Consider the following 21,570-nt stretch of genomic DNA (forward strand, 5'->3'; position numbering starts at 1 on the left):
GCTTACATGCGCTCCAGGGTTTCCAGGCCCAGCAGCTCCAGGCCCTGCTTGAGGGTGCGGCCGGTCAGCGCGGCGAGGCGCAGGCGGCTTTCCTGTTGCGCCGGGTCTTCGGCGGTGAGGATCGGGCAGTGCTCGTAGAAGCTGGAGAACAGGCCGGCCAGCTCGTACAGGTAGGCGCAGAGGATGTGCGGGACACCCTTCACGGCGACGTTGTTGAGCACATCGGCGAACTGCGCCAACTGCGCGGCCAGGGCCATTTCCTGGGGCTGCTGCAGGACGATCTTGCCGCCCACCTCGTCGTAACCCTTGCCCAGCTTGCGGAATACGCCGGCCACACGGGTGTAGGCATAGAGCAGGTAGGGGGCGGTGTTGCCCTCGAAGCTCAGCATCAGCTCGAAGTTGAAGCTGTAGTCACTGGTGCGGTGCTTGGACAGGTCGGCGTACTTGACCGAGTCGATGCCCACCACGTGGCCGATGCGGCGCAGTTCTTCCTCGTCGAAGGGCGTTTCGCCTTTCTCGATGCGCTTCTCGTTGAGGCCTTTGACCAGGGTGTAGGCGCGCTCCTCGGCTTCGATCAGCAGGTCGATCAGCTTCACGGTGCCGCCGTCGCGGGTCTTGAACGGCTTGCCGTCGGCGCCGTTCATGGTGCCGAAGCCCATGTGCTCCAGGTCCATGCTGGCCGGGACGAAACCGGCGCGGCGGGCGACTTCGAACACCTGCTGGAAGTGCAGGGCCTGGCGCTGGTCGACGAAGTACAGCACGCGGTCGGCGTGCAGCACCTTGTGGCGGTAGCGCATGGCGGCCAGGTCGGTGGTGGCGTAGAGGTAGCCGCCGCCGGCCTTCTGCACGATCACCGGCAGCGGTTCGCCCTCGGCGTTCTTGAATTCGTCGAGGAACACGCACAGGGCGCCGTCGCTCTCGACCAGCAGGCCCTTGGCGGTGAGGTCGGCCACCACCTGTGCGAGGTCGTCGTTGTAGGCGCTCTCGCCCTTCACGTCGGCCATGGTCAGCTTCACGCCCAGCAGGTCGTAGACCTTCTGGCAGTGCGACAGGGAGATGTCGTTGAAGCGGGTCCACAGGGCGATGCACTTGGGATCGTTGGCCTGCAGCTTGACCACCAGCTCACGGGCGCGGTCGGCGAACTCGGGGGATTCGTCGAAGCGCTTCTTGGCGGCGCGGTAGAAGACTTCCAGGTCGTGCAGCTCGGCCTGGGCGTCCACCGGTTGTTCTTCCAGGTAGGCCAGCAGCATGCCGAACTGGGTGCCCCAGTCGCCCACGTGGTTCTGGCGAATCACCGTGTCGCCGAGGAATTCCAGCACGCGGCTGACGCCGTCGCCGATGATGGTCGAGCGCAGGTGGCCGACGTGCATCTCTTTCGCCAGGTTCGGCGAGGACAGGTCCACCACCACGCGCTGCGCGGGGCCGGCCTTGCGCACGCCGATGTGGCTGTCGGCCAGGGCCTTGTCGAGGCTGGCGGCGAGCCAGGTCTGGTCCTGGAAGAAGTTCAGGAAGCCGGGACCGGCGATCTCGACCTTGGCCACTTCCGGGCTCTGCGGCAGCGCCGCGACCAGCTGGGTCGCCAGGTCGCGCGGCTTCATCCCGGCCGGCTTGGCCAGCATCATGGCGATGTTGCTGGCGAAGTCACCGTGGGTTCGGTCCTTGGTGTTCTCCACCTGGATGTCGGGCGTCAGGCCGGCCGGCAGGGTGCCGTCTTCGGTGAGGCGGACAAGGGCTTGCTGGATCAGGTGGCGAATGGTGTCTTTCATGGTTTTCTCCGTGCTCGCGTGCATCCGGCGCGCGCGACCGGTTATCGGGCTCAGAACCGCGCATTATCCGTGGCCGGGCATGGCTTGCCAACCGCGGAGCGCTCCAAGTTCAGTCTCGCCGCTGTGCCATCCGTCGCGGCTGATGGAAGTCAATGTAGGACGGATGCGCAAGCACGGACGGTTTTATCTGTACGGGGGCTCTGTCAGAAGAGGTCGATCGGGTCCACGTCCAGCGACCAGCGCACCTGGCGCCCGCCGGGCATGCCTTCAAGCGTCTGCAGCCAGGGCGTCAGCAGGCGGTGCAACGGCGCGCGGGCGGCACTCATCAATAGCAGCTGGGCGCGGTAGCGGCCGGCGCGGCGCTCCATGGGGGCCGGTACCGGGCCGAGGAGTTCCACTTCGTGGCCGAGCGTGGCCTGCAAGCGCTCGGCCTCGGCGCAGGCTTCGTCGAGGAAACCTTCGGCCTGCCCCGGGTTGTGCGCTTCGGCACGCAGCAGGGCGAGGTGCGAGAAGGGCGGCAGGCCGGCGGAGCGGCGCTCGGTGAGGGCCTGGTCGGCGAAGGCGAAGTAGCCTTGTTCGGTGAGTTGTACCAGCAGCGGGTGGTCGGCCAGGTGGGTCTGGATCAACACGCGGCCCGGCTCTTCGGCGCGTCCGGCGCGGCCGGCGACCTGGACGATCTGCTGGGCCATGCGCTCGCTGGCGCGGAAGTCTGCGGAGAACAGCCCGCCGTCGGCATCGAGGATGGCCACCAGGGTGACGCGCGGGAAGTGATGTCCCTTGGCGAGCATCTGGGTGCCCACCAGGATGCACGGCTCGCCTTTATTGATGGTGGCGAACAGGTCGCGCATGGCGTGCTTGCGCGAGGTGCTGTCGCGGTCGATGCGCAGCACCGGGTAATCCGGGAAGAGGATGCGCAGGCGCTCCTCGGCGCGCTCGGTGCCGGCGCCCACCGGGCGCAGGTCCACCGTGCCGCATTTCGGGCAGTTGCGCGGTGGCCGCTCGCGGTGGTCGCAGTGGTGGCAGCGCAGCTCGCCGCTGCCCTGGTGCACCGTCATCCGCGCGTCGCAGCGCGGGCACTGGCTGATCCAGCCGCAGTCGTGGCACAGCAGGGTCGGCGCGAAGCCGCGGCGGTTCAGGTAGACCAGCACCTGCTGGCCGGCGGCCAGGGTTTCCTTGATCGAGCGCTGCAATGGCATGGAGATGCCCGAATCCAGCGGCAGGCTCTTCACGTCCAGGCGCTGGAACTTCGGCTGGTGCGCGCCGCCAGCGCGCTGGGTGAGGCGCAGCAGGCCATAGCGGCCGCTCTGGGCGTTGTGCAGGCTTTCCAGCGCGGGGGTGGCCGATCCCAGCAGGATCGGCACGTTTTCCAGGCGCGCGCGCACCATGGCCAGGTCGCGGGCGTGGTAGCGCAGGCCTTCCTGCTGTTTATAGGAAGCGTCGTGTTCCTCGTCGATGATGATCAGCCCCGGATTCTTCAATGGGGTGAACAGCGCCGAGCGGGTGCCGATGACGATATCCGCCTCGCCATCGCGGGCAGCCAACCAGGCGTCGAGGCGCTCGCGGTCGGTCAGCGCGGAGTGCAGCAGGGCGATACGTGCGTTGAAACGGCGCTCGAAGCGGGAAAGGGTTTGCGGGCCCAGGTTGATCTCGGGGATCAGCACCAGCGCCTGCTTGCCGGCTTCCAGGGTCTCGCGGATCAGTTGCAGGTAGACCTCGGTCTTGCCGCTGCCGGTGACGCCAGCCAGGAGGAAGCTGTGGAAACTGCCAAAGCCGGCGCGCACGGCCTCGAAGGCGGCCCGTTGCTCGGCATTGAGCGGCAGTTCCGCCTGGGCCAGCCACGGGCCATGGTGCGGCGGCACACGGTGTTCGCGCACCTCCAGGGTGACCAGTCCCTTTTCCTGCAGCAGGTCGAGGCTGTCCTTGTTGATCTGCAACTGGCTCAGCAGGTCGTGAGCGACGCCGTGCGGGTGTTGCTTGAGTATTCTCAGCGTCTCGCGCTGGCGCGGTGCTCGGGCCAGGCGTGGGTCCTCCTCGCGGGCGCCGGGTTCGGCGTGCCAGAAGCGCTGCTGGCGCGCCTCGGCCGGGTCGCCCTGGCGCAGCAGGTTGGGCAGCGCCCAGGAAAAGGTGTCGCCCAGGCTGTGCTGGTAGTACTGCGCCGTCCAGCGGCACAGCTCCAGCAGGTGCGCCGGCATCGGCGGTTCGCGGTCGAGCACGGCCAGCGCCGGGCGCAGCTTGTCCGCCGGCACGTCGGAGGTCTCCACCTTGTCCACCAGCACGCCGACCATTTCGCGGCGGCCGAACGGCACGCGCAGGCGTACGCCCGGCTGCAGGCGTGCCACGTCGACCCCGCGCGGAGGCAGGTAATCGAACAGACGGCGCAGCGGCGAGGGCAGGGCGAGACGCAGGATGGCAGGTGACGGCACGCGACGGATTCCGGGGCGGCGAGGAGCGTCGGATGGTAGCATGGGCGACGCGACGGTCGGTCATGCCCGATCTTGCGTTGAAAGCGATCTCTGGTATGATCCACGCCCTTAATTTCGTGCGGTGCCCGGTAAAAGATCCCGCCCGCGGTCCTTGATGGCCGTGGCTCGGCTTCTGCCAGAGACTGGGTGGCGGCACACCACCGAGAGGAAAAGAGCATGAAACCGGAAATCCATCCCGCGTACGAAGAAATCGAAGCCACCTGCAGCTGCGGCAACGTGATCAAGACCCGTTCGACCCTGTGCAAGGCTATCCACCTGGACGTCTGCTCCGAATGCCACCCGTTCTACACCGGCAAGCAGAAAGTCCTGGACACCGGCGGCCGTATCGATCGCTTCAACCAGCGCTTCGCCATGTTCGGCGGCAAGAAGTAAGATCGATTTCCGGGAAAGGCCGACGATGGTTTTTCACGGTAATTCGAAAAAGGCGTCCCTTGTGGGCGCCTTTTTTATGGCCGTCCTTTTTTCCCTGGAAGCCGGCGCGGCTGCCTGCCCGAAACCTTCGTCGCCCGAAACGGTGCGCGTGGCACGGGTGGTGGATGGCGACACGCTCAGGCTGGCCGATGGCCGCAGCGTCCGCCTGATCGGCGTCAACGCCCCGGAGCTGGCCCATCACGGCCGTTCCGAAGAAGCCTTCGCGGTGGCCGCCCAGCGTCGCCTGCAGGAGCTGGTGGCGGCCAATGACGGCGAGGTCGGCCTGGTTGCCGGCCAGCAGGGCAAGGACAAGTACGGCCGTACCCTGGCCCATGCCTATGACGCCCACGGCAACAACCTCGAATCCCGCCTGCTCGCCGAAGGCCTGGGCTACCTTGTAGCTATCGCACCGAATACCGACCTCACCGCCTGCCAGCAGGTTGCCGAGCGGCAAGCGCGCAGTGCTGGACTCGGTCTGTGGAAGCGCGCGCCGGTACAGACGGCGGAACAACTTCACGAAAGCGGGTTCGCAGTGGTGCACGGGCGGGTCAAGCAGGTACAACGCAATCGCGGTGGCCTGTGGATCGATCTCGACGGCCCGCTGGTGCTGCGGATCGAGGCGAAACTCGTGAAGCGCTTCGACGATGCAACCCTGCGCGATCTCAAGGGTCGACAGGTGGAGGCGCGCGGCTGGGTCATCGACCGCGCCGAGCGTGGTGGCGTGAAACCCGGACAGGCGCGCTGGATGCTGCCTGTGACCGATCCGGCGATGATGGAGGTATTGCCATGAGCATGCGCTCGTTCGGAATCCTGACCCTGCTGGCGCTGCTGAGTGTCCTTGGCGGCTGCGCTACCAACCCGGCCACCGGCAAGACTGACTTCGTGATGATGAGCGAGCAGAGCGAGCTGGAAATGGGGCAGAAGTACAGCCAGCAGATCGCCCAGCAGTATCCGCGCTATGAAGACGGCAAGCTGCAGGCCTACGTCCAGCAGGTCGGCGAGCGGGTTGCCCGAGCCAGCGACCGGCCCAGCCTGCAATATCACTTCACGGTCATCGACACGCCTGACATCAACGCCTTCGCCCTGCCCGGCGGCTACATCTATATCCACCGCGGGCTGATGGCGTACCTGGGCTCCGAAGCGGAACTCGCCGCCGTGCTCGGCCACGAGGTCGGCCATGTCACCGCGCGCCACAGCGTGCGCCAGCAGAGCCAGTCCAGCGCCTGGAACATCCTCGGCCAGGCCGTGGCCATCGGCACCGGCGTTGGCGCTGCCGCCGACCTCACCAACGTGCTCGGCACCGCCTTCGTGCGCGGCTATGGCCGCGACATGGAGCTGGAGGCCGACGGCCTGGGCGCCAAGTACCTGGCCCGCGCCGGCTACGACCCGACCGCCATGATCCAGGTGGTGCGGGTGCTGAAGAATCAGGAAGACTTCGCCCGCGACGAAGCCGCGCGCAAGGGGCAGGCCGCCCAGCCGGTGGGCTACCACGGGCTGTTCGATACCCACCCGGACAACGACCAGCGCCTCAAGCAGGTGATCGGCCCCGCCCAGACCCTGGCCGCCAACAGCCAGCACGAGATCGGCGCCGAGCGCTACCTCAAGGCCATCGATGGCATGCCCTTCGGCGACTCCGCCTCCAGCGGCGTGCGCCGCGGGCAGAGCTTCTACCATTCCGAACTGGACTTCACCCTGACCTACCCGTCGGGCTGGGGCATCCTCAACCAGCCAAGTGCGCTGGTGGGCTTCACCGCCGACCAGCAGGCCTATATCGGCATGAAGCTGGTGCAGCGCGAAGGCCAGCTGACCCCGGCGGAATACCTGCGCAAGGGCACCGGTGGCCGGCTATCGAACGAAGAAAGCTTCCAGCAGGCCGGTCTGCAGGTGGCCACCGGCGTGGTGCCCGGCTCGCCCGCGCGGCGAGTGGCGGTGGTCTACCAGAAGGACCGCGCCTATCTCTTCGTGGGTGCGGTCAAAGGCCGCGCCTCCCTGGAGAGCGTGGACGACGAATTCATGCAGGTCATCCGCAGCTTCCGACCCATGCGTGCTGACGAACAGAAATACGCACAACCGCGCCGGATCGCCGTTGTTCAGGTTCAATCCGGGCAGACTGTCGAGCAGTTCGCGAAGGCCGAATCCGGTCCGGAATCTGACTCGATAAATCGTATACGTTTATTGAATGACTTGTATCCAACTGGTCAGCCAAAACCTGGCGGCTGGCTGAAAGTCGTACGCTAGAGGTCTTGACAGCAGGGGCTTGGGCTACCTTGGCAGGTGCGGGGTTTGTGCGTATGCTCGGACCCCCGTCTGTCCAACAAGCAACAAAAGCGGAAGTGCCCAAATGTCTGATCTCAAGACCGCTGCCCTCGAATATCACGCCCAACCCCGCCCCGGTAAACTGAGCGTCGAGCTGACCAAGCCGACCGCCACCGCCCGCGACCTGTCGCTGGCGTACAGCCCCGGCGTCGCCGAGCCGGTACGCGAAATCGCGCGTGATCCGGAACTGGCCTTCAAGTACACCGGCAAGGGCAACCTGGTCGCGGTCATTTCCGACGGCACCGCCATCCTCGGCCTGGGCAACCTCGGCCCGCTGGCCTCCAAGCCGGTCATGGAAGGCAAGGGCGTGCTGTTCAAGCGCTTCGCCGGTGTCGACGTGTTCGACATCGAAGTCGACGCCGAGAGCCCGCAGGCCTTCATCGACACCGTCAAGCGCATCTCCATCACCTTCGGCGGCATCAACCTGGAAGACATCAAGGCACCCGAGTGCTTCGAGATCGAGCGCGCGCTGATCGAGCAGTGCGACATCCCGGTCTTCCACGATGACCAGCACGGCACCGCCATCGTGACCGCTGCCGGCATGCTCAACGCGCTGGAAATCGCCGGCAAGAAGCTGGAGACCGCGAAGATCGTCTGCCTGGGCGCTGGAGCCGCCGCCATCTCCTGCATGAAGCTGCTGGTGAGCATGGGTGCCAAGGTCGAGAACATCTACATGATCGACCGCCAGGGCGTGATTCACGCCGGCCGCAACGACCTGAACCAGTACAAGGCCGTGTTCGCCACCGAGACCGACAAGCGCACCCTGGCTGACGCCCTGGAAGGCGCCGACGTATTCGTCGGCCTGTCCGGCGCCAACCTGCTGAGCGCCGACGACCTCAAGCGCATGGCGCCGAACCCGATCGTCTTCGCCTGCTCCAACCCGGACCCGGAAATCAAACCGGAACTGGCCCACGCCACCCGCGATGACGTGATCATGGCCACCGGCCGTTCGGACTACCCGAACCAGGTCAACAACGTGCTGGGCTTCCCCTTCATCTTCCGCGGTGCCCTGGACGTGCGCGCCACCCGCATCAACGAAGAGATGAAGATCGCCGCCGCGCTGGCCCTGCGCGACCTGGCCAAGCTGCCGGTACCCAAGGACGTGTGCGACGCCTACGGCGTGAGCGCCATCGAGTTCGGCCGCGAATACATCATTCCGAAGCCGATGGACAAGCGCCTGATCACCGTCGTTTCCGACGCCGTGGCCAAGGCCGCCATCGAGACCGGCGTGGCGACCCTGCCGTATCCGAAGCACTATCCGCTGCAGTCGGTCGAAGACGTCTTCAAGGGCTGATTCCGTCTGACCTGAAAACCCCGCCTCGGCGGGGTTTTTCTTTTTTCGATGTACGAAACGAAGAGTTACCGATTAATGACTGAAGGCACGAGCCTTCAGAGCGCACCGGACTATCCTTCCCCGCTCATGCATTGACGCGTCCGCTGCCCTGGAGCGGGCCGGGCGCATGGGGGAACATCATGAATCGGACTTTGCTGGCAGCCGCCACCCTGGCGGCCGGCGCCACGCTCGGCGGTTGCGCAGGAGCACCGCAAATGAGTTGGGACCGGGTGGGGGATTCGGCGCAGCGCGCCGTCACCAGCGCCGACGTCTGGGGGCCGGTGGCCGGCGCTGCGGTGATCGCGGCGGGCAACTGGGACCACAAGTGGCAGAAGTCGGCGAGCAACCATGACTGGTTCTTCGGCGGCGACGCCAACCAGGCCGCCGACCGCATGCTCAACCTCGCCACCGGCTTGAGCGTCGTCACCGCGCTGGTGGCCTCGCCCAAGGACGTGAGCAGCGAGGAGAAGTGGAGCTGGCGCGGGCGCAACCTGACGCTGCTGGCGGCGGACCGCTACGCGGTGACCGGCTTCGTCGAAGAAGCCAAGGAATGGTCCGGGCGCGAACGGCCGGACGGGATTCCCGATGACTCCTTCCCGTCCAAGCACACCGCCGTAACGGCCGTGCACACCAGCTTCACCCGCCGCAACCTGGACTACATCGACATGGACCCGACCTGGCGCTACACGGCCAAGGCCGGGCTCTATACCCTCGACGGGCTGACCGCACTGTCGCGCGTGGAAGGGGACAAGCACTACCCCACCGACGTACTGGTGGGGATGGCGGTGGGCAACTTCTTCGCCAACTTCACCTACAACCTGTTCCTCGAAGGTCCGCCGAGCCAGCGCTACAACGTCGCCGTGGTGCCGGAAACCGGCGGTGGCATGAGTTTGCGCGCGGCGATGCTGTTCTGAGTTGGCGCGGCGCCGAGGGGAGCGTCTAGTCTTGAAAGCTTCTCCCTGGACGACATCCCCGATGCCGCTGCGCCTGCTGCTGATCCTCTTGTTCCTGTGCGCTGCCAGCGCGGCGCGGGCCGGGGAAGTGCTGCGCATTGCAGCTGACCGCTGGCCGCCCTATGCGGACCGCCAGTTGCCCGGCAACGGCGTGGCGGTGCACCTGGTGCAGACAGCGCTCAAGCGCGCCGGCTATGCCAGCGAATACATCGAAGTGCCCTGGCCTCGCGTGCTGCATGGCGTGGCAAACGGCGAATATGACCTGGTGGCGGACGCCTGGTATTCGCCGGAGCGGGAAGCCTTCGCTGTGTATTCCGAGCCCTACCTGGTCAACCGCGTGCGCCTGATCAAGCGCCAGGGCTCACCCATCACCTTCGGCAAGCTGGCCGATCTCTACCCGTACCGCATCGCCATGGTGCGTGGCTACGCCTATTCCGAGGCCTTCAACAACGACCCGAAGCTGCAGCGGGTGCCGGTGTTCAGCTTCGTCAACGCGGCGCTCATGCTGCAGGCCGGCCGCGTGGACCTGACGCTGGAAGACGAGATCACCGCGCGCATGCACTTCAATGGCGATCTGGCCGAACTCAAGGGTCAGCTGGAATTCCTGCCGCTGCCGCTGACCGAGAATGGCCTGCACATCCTGGTCGGCCGGCATGTGCGCAACCACGCTGAAATAGTCGCGGCGTTCAACAAGGCCATTCGCGAGATGCGCGAGGACGGCAGTTACGACGAGCTGATGCGCGAGCATGGGCTGTAGGGCTTTTCTGTCTCTCCCACGCAGTTGGACGTTTCGGCATCAGGCGGTGTCGGCCTGCTCCGCGCCGATGTCCTTCTTCAGCAGGTGCGCCGCCAGGGTGCGCAGCGGGGTGAGCTGCCGGCAAATGAGTGCCAGCTGGGTCTGCACCAGACGGTGGGCATCGTCCTGTTCCTCCGGGAGCTCTTCCAGGCGCTTGGCCAGTGCGTCCTCCTCGTCGCTGTAGATAGCCACCGGGCGTCGTTCGTTGAGGCGCGTGGCGATGTCGTCGAGGCTGCTGGTCAGTTGCTCGGCAGCCTCGGCGATAAGGTCGTCGTTGACGTCCGGCGGCAGCTGGTTACGGTGCGCGCCGAGGGCGGAAAGGTAGCTGAGCAAGGTGTGCGACAGCACCAGGAAGCGGAAGCCGATCTCCGCGTCCTTACGGAAGTGGCCGGGCTCCAGCAGCATGTTCGACAGGGTGGTCGAGAGCGTCGCATCAGCGTTGTGTGCGTTGCGCCGGGCGGTGCGGTAGGCGAGGTCGTCGCGCTTGCCGTTGGCGTACTGCTGCATGATTTCCCGCAGGTAGCGACTGTTGCACGCCAGGGTGCCGCCGACCAGGCGGTGCAGGCTGCGCCCGTGCCAGTCGGGCAGTATCAGGAACACCGCGATGCCGGCAATCAGCGCGCCGAGCAGGGTATCGAACAGCCGCGGCAGGATCAGCCCGTAGCCGTCGCCCACCTGGTTGAAGCAGAACAGCACCAGCAGGGTGATGGCCGCCGTCGCCAGGGTGTAGCGCGTGCTCCGCGTGGCGAAGAAGGCGACCCCGGCGACCACCGCCAGCAGCGACTGGATCAGCGGATTGGGGAACAGGTCGATCAGCGCCCAGCCGGCCACCAGGCCGACCAGTGTGCCGAGGATCCGCTGCACCATGCGGATGCGCGTGGCGCCGTAGTTCGGCTGGCAGACGAACACCGTGGTGAGCATGATCCAGTAGCCCTGGGTCGGGTGGATCAGGTGGAGCATGCCGTAGCCGGCGGCCAGCGCCAGCGACAGGCGCAGGGCGTGGCGGAACAGCAGCGAATTCGGCGAGACCTGCTGGCGGATGCGCTCCAGGGCGTCCTTGAACGAGCGCGGGGAACGGTCCAGCAGGGTGCTGTCCTGCTCGTCGTCCAGTGCGTCGGGGTTGCTCGCGCCGCTGAGCTTGCGATCCAGGGTGGTGAGGTTGGCCGCCAGCGCGCCGAGTGAGCGCAGCAGGCCGCGCCAGGCCGGGTTGCCCTGCTGGCGCAGGTAGTCCAGCGAGGCGTTGAGGTCGGCCAGGGCCAGCTCGCTATCGTTGTAGTCGAACGAATGGCGCAGCTGGATCGCTTTCGCCAAAGCCTTGCACGCCTTGCCTTGCTGGTTCAGCAGGCGCTGGCAGCGGAACAGCACGTCGCTGTGGAAGAAGGCTTCGGCCAGCTGGTTGTAAGGATAGTGCGAGGAGCTGGCGCGTTCATGGACGTCCTGGGCGATGAAATAGAGCTTCAGGTAGCGGCTGATCTTCGGACTCGCCCTGCCTTGGGACAAGCGCGCGAGGATGGTTTCCTTGGCCTGGTTGAGCGCCACCACGACCCGCCCGTTCTGCCGCGCCAGCGCCAGGCGCTGGGCCTCGACGTCGAGCTGGCGCAGCGGCTCCAGCAGCGTCGACTTGATCTTCAGGTACTCGCCCAGTTCGAGGAACAGCTTCGCCAGGCTCTGCTGCACCGGCTGGTTGGCGAACAGCGCGTTCCACAGCACCGAGAGCAATCCGTACCAAGCCGCGCCGGCCACCAGGAGCAGCGGTTCGCGCCAGAAGTCGGTGGGCGTGCCGCCGCGCTGGTCGACACCGATCATGGTGTAGATCGACAGGATCAGTGTGGCCGAGGCAATCGCCGCATAGCGTTCGCCCAGGGCGCCGAGCAGGGTCATGGCGAAGGTCGAGAGCGCAAGGCCGGTGACGAAGATGAGCGGATAGGGGAACAGCAACTCCACCGCCAGCGAGGCAATGGTGAAGCAGGCCAGGGTCACCAGCAGCGCCTGCAGGCGACCCAGCCAGTGGTCGTCGGTTTCCGCCAGGGCGCTGGCGATGACGCCGAGGAACAATGGGATCACCAGCTCCGGGCGGCCCTGCAACCAGCACGCGAGCATGACCCCGCTGAGGGCGACGAACACCCGCAGGCTGTAGGCGAACTTGTCCAGCGCCCAGAGGCGCCGCAGAGACTGGAGCAGTGGGGAGGAGAGCATGCGCGTGCGGGACTTCCGGATGTCTGCCGCTCAGACTAGCGGAACGTCTGCCGCGCTGCTATCGCGAGCGCGACAGGTTGGATGTCGCCAGCGCAGGGCGGACGGAGTCCGCTCCTGCGCGCATCGCGTGGAACGCAGCGATCAGAGAATCCGCGCCTTGAAGGAGCGGCCCTTGATCTTGCCTTCGTTGAAATGCTTCAGCGCCTGCTTGGCCGCATCGCGCTCTACCGCGACGAAGGCCTGGAAGTCGAAGATCGCGATCTTGCCGACCTGGGTGCCCTTGAGACCGGCGTCGCCGGTCAGCGCGCCGAGGATGTCGCCGGGACGCAGCTTGTCCTTGCGCCCGCCGGCAATCGCCAGGGTGGTCATGGGCGGGAGCAGCGGGGTGTCGTTGGCCTTGAGGAAATCGATGCGCTCCCAGTTCAGCGGCGCGCCCTGCAGGTCTTCGATGGCCTGGGCACGGCTGGCCTCGGCGGGAGTCACCAGCGACAACGCCAGGCCCTTCTCGCCGGCGCGGCCGCTGCGGCCGATGCGGTGCACGTGGACCTGCGCATCGCGCGACAGCTCGACGTTGATCACCGCTTCCAGCGCGGCGATATCCAACCCGCGCGCGGCCACGTCGGTAGCTACCAGCACGCTGCAGCTGCGGTTGGCGAACAGGGTCAGCACCTGGTCGCGCTCGCGCTGTTCCAGGTCGCCATGCAGGGCCAGCGCGGAAATCTTGCGGGCGTTGAGCTGCTCCACCACTTCCATGCACTGCTGGCGGGTATGGCAGAAGGCGACGCAGGACTGCGGGCGGAAATGCTGCAGCAGACGCACGACGGCATCGAGGCGCTGCTTCGGATCGATCTCGTAGAAGTGCTGTTCGATCTGGCTGTCGTCGTGCAGCGCTTCCACTTCCACGCGCTCGGGGTTCTTCAGGAATTTCGCCGCCAGTTGGCCGATGCCGTCGGGATAGGTGGCGGAGAACAGCAGGGTCTGACGGCGCGCCGGTGCCTGGCCGATGATGTCGGCGATGCTGTCGTAGAAGCCCATGTCGAGCATGCGATCGGCCTCGTCGAGCACCAGGGTGTTGAGGCCGTCGAGCTTGAGGGTGCCGCGGCGCAGGTGTTCCTGGATACGTCCCGGCGTGCCGACCACGACGTGGGCGCCATGCTCCAGCGAGCCGATCTGCGGGCCGAAGGGCGTGCCGCCGCACAGGGTCAGCACCTTGATGTTATCGGCCGCGCGGGCCAGGCGGCGGATCTCCTTGGCCACCTGGTCGGCCAGCTCGCGGGTCGGGCACAACACCAGTGCCTGGCAGCCGAAGTAGCGCGGATTCAGCGGGCTCAGCAGGCCGATGCCGAAGGCGGCGGTCTTGCCGCTGCCGGTCTTGGCCTGGGCGATCAGATCGCGGCCCTTGAGGATCGCCGGCAGGGCGGCGGCCTGGATCGGCGTCATCTCGCGATAGCCGAGAGAGTCGAGGTTGGCCAGCAGGTCGGCCGACAGCGCGAGGCTGGAAAATGCGGAGGTGGTCACGAAGGGAGCCCGGGTGAATCCATATGGCCGCGCAGTGTAGCAGGAGAGCACCCTCAGCAGGGCTGAGAAGCCGATATGGCAAGGGTTTGAGGCCACTCGTCCGAATTTGCCGAGGCCGCGATAAACGGTTTTTCCAAGAGATTCGCTTTCCGCAGATTTTTGTCGTAGAGTTTCCGGACTGTGTTTGCATGGGTCGCCGTCGATCGTGACCTGATGCGGTCGGTTATTCCACCCCGTCCTGCTCGACTCCTTGTAACTCCTTGCAACTCAGTTCCTGGCCATTCGTGGCTAATTTCAAAAAGTACGTTCCAAGGAGAACACCATGTCGAATCGTCAGAACGGCACCGTCAAGTGGTTCAACGAGACCAAAGGCTACGGCTTCATTACCCCGGAAAGCGGCCCGGACGTGTTCGTACACTTCCGCGCCATCGAAGGTAACGGCTTCAAGACCCTGGCCGAAGGCCAGAAAGTCAGCTTCGAAGTCGTGCAGGGCCAGAAAGGCATGCAGGCCGAGCGCGTACAGGTGATCTAAGATCCCCTGGCGTCAGCCAAAAGAGCCCCGGGTGGAAACATCCGGGGTTTTTTATTGCCTACAGTGCCGCCTATGACAACCGGAGCCGCCATCCATGCCATCGCCCGCCATCCGCCTGCTGTTCGCCGGCCTGCTCGCCTCGGGCAGCGCCCTCGCCGCCGACGCGCCTGCGCAGCCCACCACCTGGGGCTGGGTGGAAACGCTCACGCTGATGCCCGAACAGGCGCCGCTCAAGGCGAAGCTGGATACCGGTGCGCAGACTTCGGTGATGGACGCGCGCAACATCGTCCGGATCAAGAAGAACGGCGAGCGCTGGGTGCAGTACGACGTGATGCTCACCGACCCGGCCACCGGCAAGGAAGAGCGCCTGCCCTTCGAGCGGCGCGTCGAGCGTGTGCTCAAGTTCAAGACTGACGGCGGCGTCGAGCGCAGCCCGGTAGTGCTGATGGACGTGTGCCTGGGCGGAAAGGTCTACCGGGAACAGTTCACCCTGCGTGACCGCCAGACCCTGGACTACCCGGTGCTGCTCGGCCGCCGCACCCTGGAACACCTGGGCGCGGTGGACGCGTCGAAGACCCAGACCGTCGTGCCCACCTGCAAGCCCTGATCAGTGCTCGTCCACACCATGCTCCGGATCGACCCGGCGTGGCGTGGTGCGGCCATCGTCGGAGTTGAGCTGGAAGAAGATCGCCGCCGCCAGCATGGAGAGGATGCCGACACTGAAGTAGGTCGCGTGGAAGGCCGACAGCACGTCGCCCTGGGCGCTTTCCTGATCGCCGTTGAAACCGCCCAGCAGCGCCGCCGCGCAGGCGATACCCATGCCGATGGACAACTGCATGACCACCGAGAGCAGGCTGTTGCCGGCGCTGGCGTTGTCGTCACGCAGGTCGATCAGGGAGAGGGTGTTCATCGCGGTGAACTGCAGCGAGTTGATCCCGCCCAGTATCGCCAGTTGCACCAGCAGCAGCGCGTAGGGAGTGTCCTGGTCCACCAGGCCGAGGCTGGCGATCAACGCCCCCAGCAACAGCGTGTTGCCGACCAGCAGCCTGCGGTAACCGAACAGGTCCAGCAGCGGGCGCGCCAGTGACTTGATCCCCATGGCCGCCAGCGCCATGGGGATCATGGTCATGCCCGCCCGCGACGGCGAGAAGCCCAGGCCGACCTGCAGCAGCAGCGGCGTGAGGAAGGGCAGGGAGCCGCTGCCCAGGCGCGCGAACAGGTTGCCAAGCACGCCCACGGCGAAGGTGCGCGTGGTGAACAGCGATGGCGGGAACAAGGGCGACTCGATGCGCAGCGCGCGCAGCCAATAGGCCGCCAGCAGCACCAGCCCGCCCACCAGCAGCAGGACCACGCGCACATGGGGCATGTGCAACTCGCCGAGGCCTTCCAGGGCAATGGTGATCAGCACCATGGCGCCGCCGAACAGCAGGAAACCGATCGAGTCGAAGCGGGTTGCGCGCACTCCGCGAAGGTCCGGCATCAGCCGCAGGGCGACGATGAAGCCGAGCAGGCCCACCGGCAGGTTGATCAGGAAGATCCAGTGCCAACTGGCGTATTCCACCAGCCAGCCCCCCAGGGTCGGGCCGGCCAGCGGGCCGAGCAGGCCGGGGATGGTGACGAAGCTGAGGATGCGCACCAGCTCCGTGCGCGGGTACACGCGCAGGATCACCAGCCGCCCCACCGGCATCATCAGCGCACCGCCGATGCCCTGCACCACGCGGGCGCCGATCAGGGCGCCAAGACTCGGCGAGAGGGCGCAGAGCAGCGAACCCAGGCTGAACAGGAAGATCGCGAAGAGGAACACCCGGCGCGTGCCGAAGCGGTCGGAAATCCAGCCGGAGGAGGGAATCAGCAGCGCCACGGTGAGCAGGTAGGCGATCACCACACCCTGCATGCGCAGCGGGTCTTCTGCCAGCGAGCGGGCCATGCTCGGCAGCGCAGTGTTGAGGATGGTGCCGTCCAGGGCCTGCATGAAGAAGGCGATGGCCACCAGCCAGGGCAGGAGGCGGGCCACGCGGGGCGTGAGGATGAAGGGTTCGCTCATGGTCGGTCCGTTGGACGTGGATGCGTCTAGCTTAGGGAATCTTTGCCAATCGCGGGAGAAAACGCCGCGATGACGGTGGGGCCATTCTTGCTCGGGGTCGACGCAAAGGATTGTACGAGTGGCCTGCGAGAGAGGCGGAGGGTCGAGCGGAAGGTTCCATGGGCCGCTGCGCTGGCTCCAGTTCTTTACCGTAGCGTGATCGGCCCGCGCTTTCCGATTGCGCCGGCTGTAGCGGCGGAACGATGCCCGCCTGGCTGGGTCGATATGGCGGTTGCAACTACCTGGAGCCAGCGATGTCCGTCAATCCCCGCGTCACCCTCGCACTGGCCGCCCTGCTGGCGGCTTCCTCCGCGTTTGCCTTCAACCTGGGCGATGCCGCCAAGGCGGTTTCCGGCGCGACCGGCTCCGACACCTCGCGCGTTGCCTCCACCCCGCAGACCAGCGGCCTGCTCGGCGCCTTGACCGGCCAGCTCGGCGTCAGCGACGAACAGGCGCTCGGCGGTACCGGCGCACTGCTGGGCCTGGCGAAGAACAAGCTGAGCAGCACGGACTATTCGCAGTTGGCCAAGACCGTGCCCGGCCTCGACAAGCTCACCGGCAGCAGCGCCCTGGGCGGCCTCGGTGGCCAGCTCGGCAATCTGGGTGGTGGCGCTTCCACCGGCCTGCTGGGCAACGTCAGCAGCATGGGCGATGTCAACAAGGCGTTCGGCGCGCTGGGCATGGATCAGGACATGACCGGCAAGTTCGCCAGCGTGCTGCTGGATTACTTCGGCAAGCAGGGCGCCAACAGCAACCTGCTCGGCACCCTGGGCAACCTCTGGGGCACCGGCGCCTGATATCCGCCGGGCGGCGCGGAACCGCCGCCAGGCGCTCCGGTCCTATCGTCGATCCGGCCCCGTCCTGGGGCCGGAATTCCGTATTCCGGAGCCGTCGATGCCCACCCGTTCCGCCGTCTTCCTGGCTGCCGCCTGGCTGGCCGCTTCCCCCGTGTTCGCCGCTACCTTCACCGACACCAGCGAGCCCGCCGCGCAGACGCAGAGCGTGCCGCCGGCTGCCAGCGCGCTGCTGAGCAACCTCACCAAACAGCTGGGCGTCAGCGAGCAGCAGGCCATTGGGGGCACCGGCGCCCTGCTGGCGATGGCGATGAACAGCCTGAAGGACACCGACACGGCGCAATTGCAGAAATCCCTGCCGAACCTCGACCAGCTCGCCGGCAACAGCTCGCTGGGCGACCTGGGGGGCGCACTGGGTGGCTTGGGTGGCCTGGGCAGCGCTGCGGCGCTGCTGGGCGGGATCAACAACCTGCAGGACGTCGACCAGATATTCGGCGTGCTGGGCATGGACCAGTCGATGATCGGCCGCTTCGCCGGAGTGATCCTCGACTACTTTACCGAGCAGGGCCTGAGCAGCCAGTTACTCGGTACGCTCGGTGGTCTGTGGGGGACGCCAGCGGCCCCGCTGACGCCGGCTGCGCCGGTCGCCGGGAGGGGGGCGTAACGAGCGTCAGAACTCCTGGCGCAGCTGTTCGATGCGTGCATCCTTCTGTTCCCACAGCTGCGACACCCAGTGCTGCACGTACTGGCGGAATTCCGCGTCGTTCTCGTAATCGCCCTGCCACAGCGCGGGGTCGATCTCCCGTGCCTGGATGTCGACGATGACCCGCGGCACGCGTCCGCACAGCAGGTCCCAGAAGCCCGGACGCGGACCCTTCGGATAGACCAGGGTGACGTCCAGCAGGGTATCGAGCTGCTCGCCCAGCGCCGCCAGCACGAAGGCCACGCCGCCGGCCTTGGGCCGCAGCAGGTTCTGGTAGGGAGACTGCTGTTGGGCCTGCTTGGCCGGGGTGAAGCGCGTGCCCTCCAGGTAGTTCACCACGGTCACCGGCATGCGCTTGAATTTCTCGCAGGCGGCCTTGGTGATTTCCAGGTCCTTGCCCTTGAGCTCCGGGTGCTTCTCCAGGAAGGCCTTGCTGTAGCGCTTCATGAAGGGGTAATCGAGCGCCCAGAAGGCCAGGCCGAGGAAGGGCACCCAGATCAGTTCCTTCTTCAGGAAGAACTTGAAGTAGGGTGTCTTGCGGTTGAAGGCCTGCACCAGCGCGGGAATGTCGACCCAGGACTGGTGGTTGCTGATCACCAGGTAGGAGGTGTCGCCGCGCAGCTGGGCGCCGCCGCGGATGTCCCAGACGGTCGGGGTCATCAGCGCGAAGATGGCCTTGTCGATCTCCGCCCAGGTCTCGGCGATCCACATCACCCCGCGCGAGCAGGCGTCCTTCGCGGCCTGGCCGGGGACGACCAGCTTGAGCAGCGCGATCAGCATCATCGGCCCGATCAGGATCAGGGTATTGAGCAACAGCAGTAGGCTGGCGATGACGCCTTTGACGGCCGGCATGGGGTCCATTCCTTGTGCGACGATGGCGCGGCCATGATACGCAGACAATTGTTCCGGCCCAAGCGGCGCAGGTATGGCGAACCAATGGCTGCCGTGCTAGTCCTATGCGACGTATTCCACCCCGGAGATTTCGCGTGAAACGCGCCCTCGCTCTGCTTACGCTCATTGCCCTGCCCGGCCTCGCCCTGGCCGCCGAGACCAAGCTTTACGGCCGCTACGAATGGGTCAGCCTGCCCGAACTCGACCAGACCCTGCAGGCCAAGATGGACACCGGCGCCTACACCTCCTCGCTGTCGGCCAAGGACATCCAGATCTTCCAGCGCGACGGCGAGGACTGGGTGCGCTTCAAGTTGGCGACCAAGGACGGCGGCGACTCGGTGTACGAGCACAAGCTCGCGCGCATCTCGAAGATCAAGAACCGCTCCGATGGAGCCGGCGAGGATGAAGAGGAAGAGTCCAGCCCCGGCCTCAGCCAGCGTCCGGTGATCGAGCTGCCGGTGTGCCTGGGCGGTGACCAGCGCACCATCGAGGTCAACCTCACCGACCGCAGCCACTTCAACTACCCGTTCCTGATGGGCGCCAAGGGCCTGCGCAAATTCCATGTGGCGGTGGATGCGGGCGAGCGCTTCGTGGCCGGCAAGCCGGACTGCTCCTGATCCTCGATTGACGCGGCGCGGGGCTTGGTGGACCCTTTCGGGACTTTCCCGGGAATCGGAATCCCATGCCCCACATTCTCATCGTCGAAGATGAAGCCGCCATCGCCGACACGTTGCTCTACGCCCTGCAGGCCGAAGGTTTCGAGACCACCTGGCTGAACCTCGCCGGCCCCGCCCTCGAACGCCTGCAGCGTGACGCATTCGACCTGGTCATCCTCGACGTCGGCCTGCCCGACATCAGCGGCTTCGAAGCCTGCAAACAGCTGCGGCGTTTTTCCGAAGTACCGGTGATCTTCCTCACTGCGCGCAACGCCGAGATCGATCGCGTGGTGGGGCTGGAGATCGGCGCCGACGATTATGTGGTCAAGCCCTTCAGCCCGCGCGAAGTCGCCGCGCGGGTGAAAGCCATCCTCAAGCGCACCGCACCGCGCGAAACACCAGCCACGGTACCCGCCGGCAACGGCCCGTTCGAGGTCGACGAGGAGCGCTTCCAGATTCGCTACCATGGCCACCCGCTGGCCCTGACCCGTCACGAATTCCGCCTGCTGCAGACGCTGCTGGCGCGCCCCGAACGCGTCTTCAGCCGCGAGCAATTGCTCGATGCCCTGGGCGTCGCCGCCGATGCCGGCTACGAGCGCAACGTCGACAGCCACATCAAGAGCCTGCGCGCCAAGCTGCGCCAGGTGGTTCCCGCCGCCGAACCGATCCAGACCCACCGCGGCCTGGGCTACAGCTACGCGCCGGACAAGAGCTGATGCGGCTGTCGCTGCGGATATTCCTGGTCTACTTCTTCTTCGTCGGGTTGACCGGCTGGTTCGTCCTGCGCACGGTGATGGATGAGATCCGTCCCGGTGTGCGGCAGTCCAGCGAAGAGACGCTGGTGGACACCGCCAACCTGCTGGCCGAGATTCTCCAGGCTGACGTGAAGAACGGCACCCTCGACCAGAGCCGGCTGCCGGAGATGCTGCGCGCCTATGGTGCGCGCAGCCCGCAGGCGGACATCTGGGGCGTGAACAAGACGGCGGTGAACCACCGCATCTATGTCACCGACGCGCGCGGCATCGTCCTGCTGGACTCCCTTGGCCAGGCCGTGGGCCAGGACTATTCGCGCTGGAACGACGTCTTCCTGACCCTGCGCGGCCAGTACGGCGCCCGCTCCAGCCGGGAATCGGCGGACGATCCGGAGTCCTCGGTGATGTACGTCGCCGCGCCCATCCGCGACGGCGGGAAGATCATCGGCGTGGTCTCGGTCTCCAAGCCCAACCGCACGCTGCAGCCCTACATCGACCGCTCGCAGCGCCGTTTGGCGTGGCTCGGCGCCGGGTTGATCGTGCTCGGCCTGCTGGTGGGCGCGGGCCTGTCCTGGTGGCTGAGCCGCTCGCTGGATCGCCTGACCCGCTACGCCCAGGCGGTCAGCGAAGGCCGGCGCGCGGAGCTGCCGCGTTATCGAGGCGGCGAGATGGCGCAACTGGCCGACGCGGTGGAGCACATGCGCGTGCAACTGGAGGGCAAGGATTACGTCGAGCGCTACGTGCACACCCTGACCCACGAGCTGAAAAGCCCGCTGGCGGCCATTCGCGGCGCGGCGGAACTGCTCGAAGGCGAGATGCCCGCCGAGCAGCGGGCGCGCTTCGTTGGCAACATCGCCGGGGAAAGCGAGCGTCTGCAGCAACTGATCGAGCGCCTGCTGAACCTGGCCCAGGTGGAACAGCGCCAGGGGTTGGAAGAGCGTGTGCCGGTGGCGTTGCGGGAACTGGCGAATGAACTGATCGACGAGCGCCTGGCACGCGTCCAGGGCGCGCAGCTGGAGAATGCGATTGCGCCACGGGCGATGGTGCACGGCGAGCGTTTCCTGCTGCGCCAGGCGCTGGGCAACCTGCTGGACAACGCGCTGGATTTCACCCCGCCCGGAGGCGTGATCCGCTTCGATGCGCAGCCGGACGGCGAAGGTTGGCGGGTGGAATTGTTCAACCAGGGTGAAGCCATTCCGGAATTCGCCCTGCCGCGCCTGACCGAGCGTTTCTACTCGCTGCCGCGCCCGGCGAGCGGACGCAAGAGCACCGGTCTCGGTCTCAATTTCGTCGCGGAGGTAGCAGCGCTGCATGGTGGCGAGCTTCGCGTGGAGAACGTCGAGGGAGGGGTGCGCGCGAGCCTGTTGCTGCCGCAGCCGTAACGCTT

The 21,570-nt window shown here is 66.4% G+C and carries 19 protein-coding genes; 13 read left to right on the forward strand and 6 right to left on the reverse strand.

Annotation, left to right across the window (positions count from 1 at the left end; all coding sequences use genetic code 11):
- Window positions 1-2: 2 nt before the first annotated feature.
- Together argS and MJ122_RS16250 are read right to left on the reverse strand one after the other, a co-directional pair.
- On the reverse strand, window positions 3-1,766 hold the full coding sequence (gene argS / locus MJ122_RS16245; RefSeq protein ID WP_088415987.1) for an arginine--tRNA ligase: 1,764 nt from the start codon (window positions 1,764-1,766) through the stop codon (window positions 3-5).
- Between the two features lie 203 nt (window positions 1,767-1,969).
- Window positions 1,970-4,231 (reverse strand): primosomal protein N', encoded by a 2,262-nt coding sequence (locus MJ122_RS16250; RefSeq protein WP_239744808.1) that lies wholly within the window; start codon window positions 4,229-4,231, stop codon window positions 1,970-1,972.
- A gap of 174 nt (window positions 4,232-4,405) precedes the next feature.
- On the opposite strand from MJ122_RS16250, the gene rpmE reads away from it, so the two are divergent.
- From rpmE to MJ122_RS16280, 6 genes are all read left to right on the forward strand, one after another.
- On the forward strand, window positions 4,406-4,621 hold the full coding sequence (gene rpmE / locus MJ122_RS16255) for a 50S ribosomal protein L31 (protein ID WP_017520174.1): 216 nt from the start codon (window positions 4,406-4,408) through the stop codon (window positions 4,619-4,621).
- Between the two features lie 76 nt (window positions 4,622-4,697).
- Window positions 4,698-5,450: a thermonuclease family protein gene (locus MJ122_RS16260; protein WP_239744809.1), complete on the forward strand. Its 753-nt coding sequence runs from the start codon at window positions 4,698-4,700 to the stop codon at window positions 5,448-5,450.
- Between the two features lie 2 nt (window positions 5,451-5,452).
- Window positions 5,453-6,898 carry a M48 family metalloprotease gene (locus MJ122_RS16265; protein ID WP_172419163.1) on the forward strand — a complete coding sequence of 482 codons (1,446 nt, stop codon included), beginning with the start codon at window positions 5,453-5,455 and terminating at the stop codon, window positions 6,896-6,898.
- Window positions 6,899-7,001: 103 nt separating this feature from the next.
- The gene (locus tag MJ122_RS16270; RefSeq protein WP_088415991.1) at window positions 7,002-8,270 is read left to right on the forward strand and encodes a malic enzyme-like NAD(P)-binding protein; all 1,269 of its coding nucleotides are present in this window, start codon (window positions 7,002-7,004) and stop codon (window positions 8,268-8,270) included.
- A 179-nt stretch (window positions 8,271-8,449) separates the two neighbouring features.
- Window positions 8,450-9,223 (forward strand): phosphatase PAP2 family protein, encoded by a 774-nt coding sequence (locus tag MJ122_RS16275; RefSeq protein ID WP_239744810.1) that lies wholly within the window; start codon window positions 8,450-8,452, stop codon window positions 9,221-9,223.
- Between the two features lie 61 nt (window positions 9,224-9,284).
- The gene (locus tag MJ122_RS16280; RefSeq protein WP_088415993.1) at window positions 9,285-10,019 is read left to right on the forward strand and encodes a transporter substrate-binding domain-containing protein; all 735 of its coding nucleotides are present in this window, start codon (window positions 9,285-9,287) and stop codon (window positions 10,017-10,019) included.
- A gap of 39 nt (window positions 10,020-10,058) precedes the next feature.
- Here the strand turns inward: MJ122_RS16280 and yccS are convergent, their stop codons facing one another.
- The gene (yccS, locus tag MJ122_RS16285; protein WP_239744811.1) at window positions 10,059-12,254 is read right to left on the reverse strand and encodes a YccS family putative transporter; all 2,196 of its coding nucleotides are present in this window, start codon (window positions 12,252-12,254) and stop codon (window positions 10,059-10,061) included.
- Window positions 12,255-12,395: 141 nt separating this feature from the next.
- Window positions 12,396-13,772 carry an ATP-dependent RNA helicase DbpA gene (gene dbpA, locus MJ122_RS16290; RefSeq protein WP_088415995.1) on the reverse strand — a complete coding sequence of 459 codons (1,377 nt, stop codon included), beginning with the start codon at window positions 13,770-13,772 and terminating at the stop codon, window positions 12,396-12,398.
- A 322-nt stretch (window positions 13,773-14,094) separates the two neighbouring features.
- Between dbpA and MJ122_RS16295 the strand changes: the two genes are divergently transcribed.
- A complete protein-coding gene (locus tag MJ122_RS16295; RefSeq protein ID WP_017520182.1) occupies window positions 14,095-14,304 on the forward strand; it encodes a cold-shock protein in 210 nt (69 codons plus the stop codon).
- A 94-nt stretch (window positions 14,305-14,398) separates the two neighbouring features.
- Window positions 14,399-14,911: an ATP-dependent zinc protease gene (locus tag MJ122_RS16300; RefSeq protein WP_239744812.1), complete on the forward strand. Its 513-nt coding sequence runs from the start codon at window positions 14,399-14,401 to the stop codon at window positions 14,909-14,911.
- Here MJ122_RS16300 and mdtD read toward each other — a convergent pair whose 3' ends face one another.
- Window positions 14,912-16,348, reverse strand: coding sequence for a multidrug transporter subunit MdtD (gene mdtD, locus MJ122_RS16305; RefSeq protein WP_239744813.1), 1,437 nt, complete (start codon window positions 16,346-16,348; stop codon window positions 14,912-14,914).
- 293 nt (window positions 16,349-16,641) lie between these two features.
- On the opposite strand from mdtD, the gene MJ122_RS16310 reads away from it, so the two are divergent.
- Window positions 16,642-17,184, forward strand: a complete 543-nt coding sequence (locus MJ122_RS16310) for a DUF2780 domain-containing protein (protein ID WP_239744814.1) — start codon at window positions 16,642-16,644, stop codon at window positions 17,182-17,184.
- 97 nt (window positions 17,185-17,281) lie between these two features.
- Window positions 17,282-17,845, forward strand: coding sequence for a DUF2780 domain-containing protein (locus MJ122_RS16315; RefSeq protein ID WP_239744815.1), 564 nt, complete (start codon window positions 17,282-17,284; stop codon window positions 17,843-17,845).
- Between the two features lie 6 nt (window positions 17,846-17,851).
- Here the strand turns inward: MJ122_RS16315 and MJ122_RS16320 are convergent, their stop codons facing one another.
- Window positions 17,852-18,736 carry an acyltransferase gene (locus tag MJ122_RS16320; protein ID WP_239744816.1) on the reverse strand — a complete coding sequence of 295 codons (885 nt, stop codon included), beginning with the start codon at window positions 18,734-18,736 and terminating at the stop codon, window positions 17,852-17,854.
- Between the two features lie 134 nt (window positions 18,737-18,870).
- Here MJ122_RS16320 and MJ122_RS16325 point away from each other — a divergent pair, with 134 nt between their 5' ends.
- From MJ122_RS16325 to creC, 3 genes are all read left to right on the forward strand, one after another.
- Entirely contained in the window at window positions 18,871-19,392 is a 522-nt protein-coding gene (locus tag MJ122_RS16325; RefSeq protein WP_017520188.1) for an ATP-dependent zinc protease, read from the forward strand.
- A 65-nt stretch (window positions 19,393-19,457) separates the two neighbouring features.
- Window positions 19,458-20,147, forward strand: a complete 690-nt coding sequence (gene creB, locus MJ122_RS16330) for a two-component system response regulator CreB (RefSeq protein ID WP_088416002.1) — start codon at window positions 19,458-19,460, stop codon at window positions 20,145-20,147.
- On the forward strand, window positions 20,147-21,565 hold the full coding sequence (creC, locus tag MJ122_RS16335) for a two-component system sensor histidine kinase CreC (RefSeq protein WP_088416003.1): 1,419 nt from the start codon (window positions 20,147-20,149) through the stop codon (window positions 21,563-21,565). Before creB ends, creC begins: the two co-directional genes overlap by 1 nt.
- The last annotated feature ends 5 nt before the right edge of the window (window positions 21,566-21,570 follow it).

The sequence above is a fragment of the Pseudomonas sp. DP-17 genome (genome assembly GCF_022380625.1).
In the GTDB taxonomy this organism is placed as follows: Bacteria; Pseudomonadota; Gammaproteobacteria; order Pseudomonadales; family Pseudomonadaceae; genus Pseudomonas; species Pseudomonas nitroreducens_A.

What these genes read in the sequence shown, in the direction of transcription:
- MJ122_RS16260 (WP_239744809.1), top strand. Translation starts at nt 4,698, where the DNA reads ATGGCCGTCCTTTTTTCCCTGGAAGCCGGCGCGGCTGCCTGCCCGAAA.
- MJ122_RS16295 (WP_017520182.1), top strand. Translation starts at nt 14,095, where the DNA reads ATGTCGAATCGTCAGAACGGCACCGTCAAGTGGTTCAACGAGACCAAA.
- MJ122_RS16315 (WP_239744815.1), top strand. Translation starts at nt 17,282, where the DNA reads ATGCCCACCCGTTCCGCCGTCTTCCTGGCTGCCGCCTGGCTGGCCGCT.
- MJ122_RS16280 (WP_088415993.1), top strand. Translation starts at nt 9,285, where the DNA reads ATGCCGCTGCGCCTGCTGCTGATCCTCTTGTTCCTGTGCGCTGCCAGC.
- yccS (WP_239744811.1), bottom strand. Translation starts at nt 12,254, where the DNA reads ATGCTCTCCTCCCCACTGCTCCAGTCTCTGCGGCGCCTCTGGGCGCTG.
- MJ122_RS16250 (WP_239744808.1), bottom strand. Translation starts at nt 4,231, where the DNA reads ATGCTACCATCCGACGCTCCTCGCCGCCCCGGAATCCGTCGCGTGCCG.
- MJ122_RS16265 (WP_172419163.1), top strand. Translation starts at nt 5,453, where the DNA reads ATGCGCTCGTTCGGAATCCTGACCCTGCTGGCGCTGCTGAGTGTCCTT.
- MJ122_RS16310 (WP_239744814.1), top strand. Translation starts at nt 16,642, where the DNA reads ATGTCCGTCAATCCCCGCGTCACCCTCGCACTGGCCGCCCTGCTGGCG.
- creC (WP_088416003.1), top strand. Translation starts at nt 20,147, where the DNA reads ATGCGGCTGTCGCTGCGGATATTCCTGGTCTACTTCTTCTTCGTCGGG.
- MJ122_RS16300 (WP_239744812.1), top strand. Translation starts at nt 14,399, where the DNA reads ATGCCATCGCCCGCCATCCGCCTGCTGTTCGCCGGCCTGCTCGCCTCG.
- MJ122_RS16320 (WP_239744816.1), bottom strand. Translation starts at nt 18,736, where the DNA reads ATGCCGGCCGTCAAAGGCGTCATCGCCAGCCTACTGCTGTTGCTCAAT.
- creB (WP_088416002.1), top strand. Translation starts at nt 19,458, where the DNA reads ATGCCCCACATTCTCATCGTCGAAGATGAAGCCGCCATCGCCGACACG.
- mdtD (WP_239744813.1), bottom strand. Translation starts at nt 16,348, where the DNA reads ATGAGCGAACCCTTCATCCTCACGCCCCGCGTGGCCCGCCTCCTGCCC.
- MJ122_RS16270 (WP_088415991.1), top strand. Translation starts at nt 7,002, where the DNA reads ATGTCTGATCTCAAGACCGCTGCCCTCGAATATCACGCCCAACCCCGC.
- argS (WP_088415987.1), bottom strand. Translation starts at nt 1,766, where the DNA reads ATGAAAGACACCATTCGCCACCTGATCCAGCAAGCCCTTGTCCGCCTC.
- rpmE (WP_017520174.1), top strand. Translation starts at nt 4,406, where the DNA reads ATGAAACCGGAAATCCATCCCGCGTACGAAGAAATCGAAGCCACCTGC.
- MJ122_RS16275 (WP_239744810.1), top strand. Translation starts at nt 8,450, where the DNA reads ATGAATCGGACTTTGCTGGCAGCCGCCACCCTGGCGGCCGGCGCCACG.